Source organism: Dietzia sp. (genome assembly GCF_036741115.1).
In the GTDB taxonomy this organism is placed as follows: domain Bacteria; phylum Actinomycetota; class Actinomycetes; order Mycobacteriales; family Mycobacteriaceae; genus Dietzia.
Genome location: NZ_DAINST010000087.1, coordinates 2,050 through 11,823, shown reverse-complemented (window position 1 = coordinate 11,823; position 9,774 = coordinate 2,050). Strand labels below are relative to the sequence as shown.

9 protein-coding genes are annotated in these 9,774 nt (G+C 71.0%); 5 read left to right on the top strand and 4 right to left on the bottom strand.

The genetic code is table 11. From position 1 onward, the window contains the following. From V7E05_RS12085 to cobA, 4 genes are all read left to right on the top strand, one after another. A partial coding sequence (locus V7E05_RS12085; protein WP_333619899.1) for a VWA domain-containing protein occupies positions 1 to 1,107 on the top strand: 1,107 nt, incomplete at its 5' end. Between the two features lie 55 nt (positions 1,108 to 1,162). Then, positions 1,163 to 1,783, top strand: coding sequence for a cob(I)yrinic acid a,c-diamide adenosyltransferase (cobO, locus tag V7E05_RS12080; protein WP_333619898.1), 621 nt, complete (start codon positions 1,163 to 1,165; stop codon positions 1,781 to 1,783). Beyond that, positions 1,777 to 3,219: a cobyrinate a,c-diamide synthase gene (locus tag V7E05_RS12075; RefSeq protein WP_333619897.1), complete on the top strand. Its 1,443-nt coding sequence runs from the start codon at positions 1,777 to 1,779 to the stop codon at positions 3,217 to 3,219. The genes cobO and V7E05_RS12075 overlap by 7 nt, the downstream gene beginning before the upstream one ends. Beyond that, positions 3,216 to 4,394 carry a uroporphyrinogen-III C-methyltransferase gene (cobA, locus tag V7E05_RS12070; RefSeq protein WP_333619896.1) on the top strand — a complete coding sequence of 393 codons (1,179 nt, stop codon included), beginning with the start codon at positions 3,216 to 3,218 and terminating at the stop codon, positions 4,392 to 4,394. Before V7E05_RS12075 ends, cobA begins: the two co-directional genes overlap by 4 nt. Here the strand turns inward: cobA and V7E05_RS12065 are convergent. Beyond that, complete coding sequence (locus V7E05_RS12065; protein WP_333619895.1) at positions 4,327 to 5,883, bottom strand: glycosyltransferase 87 family protein; 1,557 nt, start codon at positions 5,881 to 5,883, stop codon at positions 4,327 to 4,329. The genes cobA and V7E05_RS12065 overlap by 68 nt on opposite strands. 276 nt (positions 5,884 to 6,159) lie before the next feature. Then, positions 6,160 to 6,927 carry a YaaA family protein gene (locus V7E05_RS12060; protein WP_333619894.1) on the bottom strand — a complete coding sequence of 256 codons (768 nt, stop codon included), beginning with the start codon at positions 6,925 to 6,927 and terminating at the stop codon, positions 6,160 to 6,162. Positions 6,928 to 7,007: 80 nt separating this feature from the next. Here V7E05_RS12060 and V7E05_RS12055 point away from each other — a divergent pair, with 80 nt between their 5' ends. Continuing rightward, on the top strand, positions 7,008 to 8,759 hold the full coding sequence (locus V7E05_RS12055) for a proline--tRNA ligase (protein ID WP_333619893.1): 1,752 nt from the start codon (positions 7,008 to 7,010) through the stop codon (positions 8,757 to 8,759). 83 nt (positions 8,760 to 8,842) lie between these two features. Here the strand turns inward: V7E05_RS12055 and V7E05_RS12050 are convergent, their stop codons facing one another. Then, positions 8,843 to 9,247 carry a DUF4439 domain-containing protein gene (locus tag V7E05_RS12050; RefSeq protein WP_333619892.1) on the bottom strand — a complete coding sequence of 135 codons (405 nt, stop codon included), beginning with the start codon at positions 9,245 to 9,247 and terminating at the stop codon, positions 8,843 to 8,845. An 88-nt stretch (positions 9,248 to 9,335) separates the two neighbouring features. Next, the coding region (locus V7E05_RS12045; RefSeq protein WP_442891672.1) for a hypothetical protein at positions 9,336 to 9,774 on the bottom strand (439 nt) is incomplete at its 5' end.

Genomic DNA, 9,774 nt, shown 5'->3' with positions numbered 1-9,774 from the left:
GATGACACCGACGACGGTGGCGAATCCGGCGGAGACGGCGGCCATGGGCCCGATGGGGACGACGACTCGGGCCCCGGGCCCTCCGGCGGCGCAGGCACTCGCCCGGATTCCCGGGACTCGGATGACGCCGCAGGTCCCGGCTCCGGCGCCGATCGCGACCGCGGTACGGCGGAGACTGATCCCCAGCCCGAGGTGGAGACGCGTGCGGATAGCGCCGAGGCCGATCTATCCAGCGACGGCAAGATCTCCTACGGGCTTCGCGGGGTGGACCTCCGCTCCGAACAGGCGGGCCGGCCGCTCCTGTTCCGGCTCGGCGGAGTCGCGCACGGTTCGAGGGGGCGTCGCTCGAGCGCCGTCACCACGAATGGGCGATCGGTGAGCGCGGCGCCCGGCGCCCGCGGGGCCCGCCTCGATCTCGTGCCCACGGTGCGCGCCGCGGCAGCGCGGTGGGGCTTGGAAAGGCAGCAGCGCTCCGCGGGCGCGGACGAGAGCGCGAACTCGGGCGCGAGGAGGATGCTCGCAGAGGGCGACCTGCGCTTCGCGCGACGACTCGGGCGCTCGGGGGACCTCGTAGCGTTCTGCGTCGACACCTCGGGCTCGATGGCCGCGCGCCGGCGACTCGAGCTCGTCGCCCGTTCGGCCGTAGCGGTCCTCCGCGACTCCTACGTGCGCCGAGATCTCGTCGGGGTGGTCACCGCCGGCGGCAGCGGGGCGACCGTGGCGCTCGCGCCGTCCCGATCGGTGGACCTCGCCGTCGCCTCGCTCGGCAACGCGCCGACGGGCGGACGGACCCCGCTCGCCGAGGGGCTTGCGGCGACCCGGCAGATGCTCGCCGCGCACCGCCTGCGCGACCCGGAGCGGCGCGCCATCGTTCTCGTGCTCACCGACGGGCGGGCGACGGCGGGGGAGCGGGCGAGCGAACGCGCGCTCGCCGAGGCCCGCAGGCTCGGCGCCATGGACGGTGTGGCCCCCGTGGTCGTCGACTGTGAGTCCGGCCGCGTCCGCCTCGGCGCTGCAGGCCGGCTCGCCCGGAGCATGGGGGCACCCGTGGTCCCTCTCGAGGGGCTCACCTCCGGAGGCGTGGCCGAACTCGTCCGCGCGCGCTGAGGCCGGCCGACCAAGTCCCAGAACGATTCCACAGACCTTGAGGGAGGAGACACCCATGCCCCAGGGCAAAGTCGATCCGGATGCCGTCCCCGACGACGGCCTCACCACCCGCCAGCGGCGGATGCTCCCTGTCACCGCCGTGCATACGGGGAAGGGGAAGGGGAAGTCGACCGCGGCATTCGGCACCGCGCTGCGGGCGTGGAACCAGGGAATGAGCATCGCGGTGTTCCAGTTCGTCAAGAGCGCGAAATGGAAGATCGGCGAGGAAGAGGTGTTCCACAAGCTCGGCGAGCTGCACGACGCCGAGGGCATCGGCGGGCCCGTCGAGTGGCACAAGATGGGTTCGGGCTGGTCGTGGAGCCGCAAGTCCGGCGGCGAGGAGGACCATGCCGCAGACGCCCTCTCCGGATGGGAGGAAATCAAGCGTCGCCTCGCCGCGGAGCTGCACGATTTCTATGTCCTCGACGAGTTCACGTACCCGCTCAAATGGGGATGGGTCGACGCCACCGAGGTCGCCGCGACGCTCGCCGAGCGGCCCGGCCGGCAGCACGTGTTCATCACGGGCCGCGATGCACCGGCCGAGCTCATCGAGGTCGCCGACCTGGTCACCGAGATGAGCCTCGTCAAGCACCCCATGCAGGCGGGACGTAAGGGCCAGCGGGGCATCGAGTGGTAGCTGCGTCCGGCGCCGAGGCCGTAGCTCCAGGCGCGGTGGTCATCGCCGCGCCGGCCTCGGGCAACGGCAAGACGACGGTGGCGACGGGGATCATGGCGGCCCTGCGCGCGGGCGGCCGGGAGGTCGCCCCGTTCAAGGTCGGCCCCGATTTCATCGACCCGGGATTCCATTGCCTCGCGACCGGCAGGCCCGGCCGCAATCTCGACCCCAACCTGCAGGGCGAGCGCCGCATCGGGCCGCTCTACGCGCACGGCGCCGCCGGTGCGGACATCGGGGTCGTCGAGGGTGTCATGGGCCTGTTCGACGGGCGCATCGGGGCAGTCGCCCCCGACGGCGTCTCCGGGTACGGTTCCACCGCGCACGTCGCCTCGCTCATCGGGGCGCCCGTCATCCTCGTCGTCGACGCGCGAGGCCACTCGCAGTCCGTCGGGGCGCTCGTGCGCGGCTACTCGACTTTCGCGCCGGGCACGCACGTCGCCGGCGTCATCCTCAACCAGGTCGGCTCCGACCGCCACGCCCGCATCCTCGCGGACGCGTGCGAAGGGGTCGGCGTCCCCGCGCTCGGCGCCGTGCCCCGCTCGGACGCGATCGGTGTCCCCTCCCGGCACCTCGGGCTCATGACGACGGACGCACTCGATTCCCCGGACACCTCCATCGCCGCGATGGGGGAGACCATGGCTCGGCACCTCGATCTCGAGGCGATCGCCGGGCTCGCCGCGTCCGCGCCGGTGGGGGGCCCATGGGTTCCGGGCGACGAAGCGGACGCAGCACTCGGCTCGAACACCGAACTCGGCCCGCCGCCCGTGATCGCCGTCGCGTCCGGGCGGGCCTTCGGCTTCCGATACCCAGAATGGGAGGAGATGCTGCGCGCCCTCGGCGCCGAGATCGCACACTTCGACCCGCTCACAGACCCGTTCCCCACCCGCGCCGATGGGCTCCTCCTGCTCGGCGGATACCCCGAGGAGCACGCTGCGGAGCTCTCGGCGAACACCGCGACCCGTGAGGCCGTGCGCGGGGCGGTCGAGGCGGGTCTGCCGACCTACGCCGAATGCGGCGGCCTCACATACCTCGGCCGCAGTCTCGACGGGCACCGGATGTGCGGCGCCGTCGACGTCGATTTCGCCTTCGGCCGGAAGCTCACGCTCGGGTACCGCGATGCCGTCTCGCTCGGCGATTCGCTCGCCGCGCCCGCCGGGCTGCGGTTCGTCGGCCACGAGTTCCACCGCACCGACATCGTCGGCGGGGAGTCGCCGGCCGCGGACGAGGCCAGGGGAGACGCCGCGTGGGGCTGGATTGACGGCGAGGGGGGGACTCGCACCGAGGGCTTCGCCGGACCCACCCTCCACGGCTCCTACCTCCACCTCCACCCCGTCGGATCCCCGCAGGTGGTGGCGCGGATCGTCGCCGGGAGCCGGGAATCTAGACTGAAGGGGTGATTCGATTCGACGATCTAGGCCCGGGGGGCGGCCCTGCCGTCTCGCTCCCGCTCGACCTCTCGAATTGCCGGGTCATCGTGCTCGGCGGCGGGGAACAGGCTCACCGCATCGTGCCCGGGCTCGTCGAGGCGGGAGCGCAGGTCGCGATCCTCGCGGCAAACGTCGGAGCGACAGTCGAGAACCTCCCCGGCGCGGTGACCGTGCACTCGGGAGAGTGGGACCACGACGTCCTCGACGGCGCATCGCTTCTCGTCGTCACCGGCGACGAACCGGGGATCGTGGGCGTCTCCGCGGGGCCGTTCCCCGAGGAAATCGAGGAAGCAGCCCGCGCCCGACGCATCCCGATTTCCCGCCGGCCCGCGCAGGCTTCGGTGCCGAATGCCGAGACCACCTCTACAGGACGTTCCGGGGAACTCGGCGGCACCGTCGCGCTTGTCGGCGGTGGACCCGGGGACGACGACCTGCTCACCCTCCGGGGCCGCGAGCTCCTGCTGCGCGCCGACGTCGTCGTCGCCGATCGCCTCGCCCCGCAGCAGATCCTCGGCGAGCTCGACGAGGACGTCGAGATCATCGACGCCGCGAAGATCCCGTATGGACGGCAGATGGCGCAAGAGGCGATCAACGAGGCGCTCATCGAGCACGCGGAGGCCGGGCGCTTCGTGGTCCGCCTCAAGGGCGGGGACAATTTCCTCTTCGGCCGCGGCTACGAGGAGGCGCTCGCGCTGTCCGAGCGGGGCATCCAGTGCATCGTCGTCCCGGGCGTCACGAGTGCCTTTGCCGCGCCCGCACTCGGCGGGGTGAGCGTCACCCACCGCGGGGTCACCCACGAGGTCACGGTCATTTCCGGGCACGTGCCGCCGGGACACGAGAAGTCGCTCGTCGATTGGGATGCCGTCGCGGCCATGCGGGGCACCATCGTGCTGCTCATGGCCGTGAAGAACGGCCCGGCGATCGCCGACGCGCTGCTCGCCGGAGGGCGCGATCCGGAGACACCCGTGGCGATCATGGAGTCCGCCTCACTCGTAGCCCAACGACGCGTCGACTCGACCCTCGCGAATCTGCGCGAGACCATGTCGGCCGAGGACGTTCGCCCACCGGCCATCATCGTCATCGGCGAGGTGGCGGGGCTGCCCCGGGCGCTTCTGCGCTCCGTCGCAGGGGATCGACGCCCTTAGACCGCTCTGCTCGCCGGGGGCCGAGCTCCGCGGCTTCGGGAGACTCGCGGGGCCCGGCGTCCGGATGGTCATCTGCGCGATCGACTTCTTCGGCGACATCGGCGGCCTTGGAGCCGGTCCGGACGAGCGCTGTCACGAGCGGAGCCAATACGAGCGTGAGAACCCACACCACGATGTACGGCTCTCGGATGAACGGCCCGAGGAAGCCGCTGAGCGCCTGCGCGGACATGAACCAGCCGGTCGCGATCCATGCCCCGGTGGGCTGATCCGGATTGGGGAAGACGAATGACCAGGCGCCGACGAGGAAGTAAAGGGCGAACGGCAGCACCCAGGCCAGCAGCGCCCAGCCGCGCCGTGCATGGCGAACGAGCAGGTGGAGCAACACCACGAACAACGGGACGAACCACACCCAGTGGTGGCCCCAGGAGAACGGGGAGACCACGCAGCCGGTCATGCCGGAGAGTACGAAGGCCAGCTGCGGCTGCCCGCGCGCGTGGACGTAGTGCGCGATGACGAGGGCGATGATCGCCGCCGGGACCGCCACGAGCAGCCACGCCCACACCGGCGGGGCGCCGTGGAAGACGTACTCGGCGAGGATCCCGTTGATCGACTGGTTGCTCGGGGCGTCGATGTTCCCGATCCGAGCGGCGTCGAGGAGTCCTCCGCTCCAGTAGTGGAGGGAATCGCGCGGCGCGATTATCGCGCCGATGACGATGGTGAGGGCGAAGGTCCCGATGCTCACCGCCAGCGCGCGGAACTGGCGGGTGACAAAAAAGTGCGCCCACATGAAGGCGGGTGTGAGCTTGATGCCGGCCGCGATTCCGGTGAGCGCGCCGCGGAGGCGGCCACGGCTCGCGGCATCGGCGACGAGCAGGAGGAGCAGAGCCATGTTGATCTGCCCGAGCCAGATCGTCGTGCGCACGGGTTCTGTGAAGAGCATGGCGCCGGAGAGGAACACGGCGGCCCACGTGGTGCGAGCCTCGGAGCGATAGCCGAGCCAGCCGAGTATGAGGCGGCAGACGAGGAAGATCGAGACGAAGATGCCGCCGACCCAGACGATCTCCATGAGCTGCAGAGACATGGGGACGAGCAGCGCGAATCCGGCAGCGGCGAACGGCGTGTACGTCCACGGCATCGGCCCGCGCCACGACTGCCCGGGATCGAGCGAAGCGATGAGCCCGTCGTAGAGGGGGAGCCCGGCCTCGATGTGCTCGCCGCCCCAGCGGTAGACGTGTAGGTCGGTGAGGACCTGGATGATCCCCCAGTAGGGCCTGGAGGCGTCGGGGTAGGTGATGAGCGCCCACATCGACGCCGCGGCGGCGACGGCGAGCGCCGCGAGGAGGACCAGCGGGATGCGGTGGCCGCCGGTGACCGGCTCGTTGAGGGATCTGTGCGACTGCTGCGGTCTCTGCGATTTCCGAGAAGACGCCGTGCCGGCGGCTTCGGGCGCGCCGGAGCGCGGAGAGAGGAGATCCCGCAAAGAAGCCATCGGCGACCCGTCGATTCTGCGCGGTCGAAACTGCGCCTCGAGAGTGTGAAGCTATGGAGCAGCTGTGAACGATGATCACACGTCGCGGAACATCCCGCACCCGGACTCACCGAGTGTCCGTAGATCATTCGCACATGGCTCATCGATTGTGCATCGATTGCCCACAGTGCGCAGGTTACGTCGTCCCGGCGGGAGAAATCGTTTCCCGCGTGTGGCCCCGCGCGCGGCGACCTGCGCGTACGCGTTTCGCGGCGAACTGCGGCGGCCCTGGGTTCCTCAGTCGCGCAGAAGCATAGTGAGCGCGATCTCCGAATCGCCCTCGGCGACGAGCTCGATGCCCGCCCGGCCCGCTACCCGGCGCAGTGCTCGTACGTCGTCCATCGCGGCACGCGAGGAGACGAGCGCGCGCGTGAGCAGTCCCTTGTGGTGTTTGTTGAAGTGGGTGATCACGGAGCGCGAGCCGTCGGCGGCGACGCTCACCACGTCGACCGTCACGGCGCCGGGAACGGGGCCGAGAGCGCGATAGCCGCCGCTACGCAGGTCGACGACGAGCTCGTCCCAGAAATCCTTCACCGCCTCACCGAGCGGCCCCGCCCACCTGCTTCGCAGTGTCTTCCCCCCGGGGAGTGACGACGACGCGCTGAGTCGGTAGTGGGGGATTGGGTCCCCGGCTCCCACGAGACCGAAGAGCGCCGAACCGACGAGGATGCTCCGTGCGGCCCGCTCCCGCCGGGCAGGAGTGAGGGAGCCGGCATCGAGGGCGTCATAGAGGACCCCGGTGTAGCGGCCGAGAGCCGGGGCCGTCGGGGTGTGCTCGAGCGCGGCATTCGCCTCGAGTTCGGGCGGCGCCTGCTTCTCCGACAGCCCCAGTGCCGCGCGTGCTGCGTCGGCGGGCCCGGCACAGAGGCGGGACAGCTCGGCCACGAGGGCGGCGCGCTCCGCCGTCACACCCGCATGTTCGGCGAACGCCAGCGCTTCGAGATCGAGCGTCTCGCCGGAACCGCCGAAGGATTTGGTCTCGGAGGGTGGGAGGAGAATGCGCACGGCCGGAAATGCTAGCGGGCGGCCTGCGATCCCGGGGCCCCGGGGACGTGGTGGCGCGGAAGCCGATAACCTGGATAACCGTGATCGAGCGCCTTTCCCACCTGTTCCTCCGTACACTTCGCGACGACCCGGCCGATGCCGAGGTCCTCAGCCATAAACTGCTGGTCCGCGCCGGGTACGTGCGCCGGCTCGCGCCGGGCGTGTACTCCTGGCTGCCGCTGGGCCTGCGCACCCTCCGCAAGATCGAGGGCATCGTCCGCGAGGAGATGGACGGCATCGGCGGTCAGGAGATCCTCCTTCCGGCGCTGCTCCCGCGTGAGCCGTACGAGAAGTCCAACCGCTGGACCGAGTACGGGAACACGCTGTTCCGGATGAAGGACCGCAAGGGCGCCGACATGATGCTCGGGCCCACGCACGAGGAGATCTTCACGCTCACCGTGCAGGGGGAGTTCTCCTCGTACAAGGATCTTCCCGCGATCCTGTACCAGGTGCAGACCAAGTATCGCGACGAGGAGCGGCCCCGCGCCGGCATCCTCCGCGGCCGCGAGTTCGTGATGAAGGACTCGTACTCCTTCGATGTCGACGATGCCGGACTCGAGCGCTCCTACCAGGCGCACCGCGGCGCATACCAGCGAATCTTCGACCGCCTCGGCGTCGAGTACGTGATCGTCGCCGCGACGAGCGGTGCGATGGGCGGCTCGGCTTCCGAGGAGTTCCTCGCCGTCGCCGAGGCCGGGGAGGACACCTTCGTCCGCTCCACCGGGGGCTCCTATGCCGCCAACGTCGAGGCCGTGACCACCCCGGCTCCGCCCGCGCAGGACGCCTCCGCGATCGGCGCGCCGCGCACCGTGACGACGCCCGGCGCGACCACGATCGATGCGCTCGTCGCCGCGTTCTCGGATGAGGACGTCGCCCAGGGCCGGAGCGTCACTGCGGCGGACACGCTCAAGTGCGTCATGGTCAAGGTCCGGCAGCCGGGCGGGGAATGGGTGGTGACCGGCATTGGCGTCCCCGGTGACCGCGAGGTCGACATGGGACGTGTCGAGGCGTCGTTCGAGCCTGCCGAGGTCGAGCTGCTCGACGAGAAGGACTTCGAGGCGAACCCCTTCCTCGTCAAGGGCTACATCGGTCCGCGCGCGCTCGCCGAGAACGAGATCGAGTTTCTGGTTGACCCGCGGATCGCCCCCGGAACGGCGTGGATCACGGGTGCCGACGTGCAGGACATGCACGTCGTCGACCTCGTCTGCGGCCGCGACTTCACCCCCACCGGCACGATCGAGGCTGCAGAGGTGCGCGAGGGCGATCCCGCGCCCGACGGCTCCGGGGAGCTCACCCTCCAGCGCGGCATCGAGATCGGCCACATCTTCCAGCTCGGCCGCAAGTACGCCGACGTGTTCGGCTTCGACGTGCTCGGCGAGGACGGACGCCCGGCGCGCGTGACCATGGGCTCCTACGGCATCGGAGTCTCCCGGCTCGTCGCGGTCCTCGCCGAGCAGCTCGCCGACGCCAAGGGCCTCGTGTGGCCGGCCTCCGTGGCGCCGTACGACGTGCACGTGGTGATCGCGAACAAGGACGAGGCCGCGGCCGCCGGCGCCGAGGCGCTCGTCGCGGAGCTCGATTCCGCGGGCCTCGACGTCCTGTTCGACGACCGCAAGGCGTCGCCCGGGGTCAAGTTCAAGGATTCCGAGCTCATCGGCATGCCATGGGTCGTCGTGGTCGGCCGCGGTTGGGCCGAGGGCACCGTCGAGCTGCGCGAGCGCGCGACCGGCGAGGTCTCGCAGGTTCCCGTCGAGGGCGCGGGACAGGCGATCCTCGAGCTCATCCGCCGATAGTTACGTGGGCGGCTCGTTCGTCGATGAGCGATGGGCGAGCCGCCGGAGCCCTGGGTAGCCATGCCGCTCGGCCGCGCGACCGCTCAGCCGAGACCGGGCAGCGGCGTGAGCGGTGCGCCGCTCACGAGCGTGCGCCAGCGGGCCATCTGGACACTGCCGGCGCGGAGGCACTCGAGGGCGAGGGCCTTCTGCGCCTCGGTCTGGTCCGGTCGGGCGAGCTGCGCGGCCCAGCCCTCGCAGGCGTCGGACTCCAGGCGGATCGCGAGCAGCAGCGAGTCGCCGGAATTCGCCGGCGGCTGGTCCAGTGAGTACCCGACCTGTGGGGCCGGCGCGTCCGGCCACAGCGCGAGCGCGCGGTCGGCGAAATCCCTGTGCTGATCGAGTTGACGGCGCATGGAGGCGAGCACGGACGGATCGGCGAGCGGTAGCAGCAGCCCATATCCGTAGGCCGCCGCCTGCTCACCCCTGATCCCCGGGAAATCGGTCATCGCCTGCTCCTCGACTCGTCGCCTGCCCTGTGCCCGTCGAGACGGACTCGTTCTGGTCTCCGCGGCTCCGGCCGCTCGCGCGCCGGACTCAGCCGGATACCCCCAGCCTGACGCCGATCTCCACATCCCCCGCGGCGGCGCAGTTCGCGGCGATCGAACCGGCGAGCGCGGCGGGGTACCCGCCGAGGCCGCCCGCGGCGTCGGAGGCTTCCTTCTCTGCCGCGAGGAGAGCCGCGAGGACCCCGGGGACGTCGTGGCTGTAGTCCTGCCGCGCCTCGGCCGAGTCTTCGCCTGCGGCCTCGGCGGTGGGCCGGACGCCCTCGATGTCGGCGGGCTCTGCGGTATTCGCGGTCTCGGGGGCGCCTGAGACAGCGCCCGCATCGCCTCCTCCTGCCTGATTCGGATCGGGCAGGTCATGTCCGGCGGCGCCGATCGCCTCGGCGAGCTTGTCCACGTGGGTCGAGCGGGAATCGGCGATACGGCCGAGCACGCCGGCTTCCTTTGCGTCGGCAGGGAACTGGCCCATG

Bases quoted from the DNA above. Each gene is read 5' to 3' on its own strand.
- cobO (WP_333619898.1), top strand. From the start codon at position 1,163: ATGCCCCAGGGCAAAGTCGATCCGGATGCCGTCCCCGACGACGGCCTC.
- V7E05_RS12065 (WP_333619895.1), bottom strand. From the start codon at position 5,883: ATGGCTTCTTTGCGGGATCTCCTCTCTCCGCGCTCCGGCGCGCCCGAA.
- V7E05_RS12050 (WP_333619892.1), bottom strand. From the start codon at position 9,247: ATGACCGATTTCCCGGGGATCAGGGGTGAGCAGGCGGCGGCCTACGGA.